General features: G+C 30.9%; 1 pseudogene. It reads right to left on the bottom strand.

Annotated features, from left to right (window positions below):
• Positions 1 to 18: 18 nt before the first annotated feature.
• Positions 19 to 126: pseudogene (locus IDG64_RS15380) on the bottom strand (ACT domain-containing protein); the annotation flags it as partial.
• Positions 127 to 246: the final 120 nt, after the last annotated feature.

The following is a 246-nucleotide window of genomic DNA, read 5'->3' as shown; positions in this document are numbered from 1 at the left end:
TGAATTTACATAAATTGTTTATGACTGTACCGTCAATTCAGTTGTGAAAATTTGATTGTATTCACCAACTTGTTTAAGTTCATCAATTATATTGTTTGAAACAGGTTGATCAACGGATAAAATCATTCTACTATTTGACTAAAAAAAGCGCAAACCCTATTGAAGTTGGATTTGCGCTTTAGCTGTTTAAATTTTATAAATGTTTTTCAATTTCATCAGCAACCTGCTGTACGTGTGTACCGACAA

The sequence above is a fragment of the Staphylococcus sp. EG-SA-15 genome, from assembly GCF_017151895.1.
In the GTDB taxonomy this organism is placed as follows: domain Bacteria; phylum Bacillota; class Bacilli; order Staphylococcales; family Staphylococcaceae; genus Staphylococcus; species Staphylococcus aureus.
Note: the sequence above shows the minus strand (reverse complement) of the source record. Positions and strands in the feature narration are given on the sequence as shown.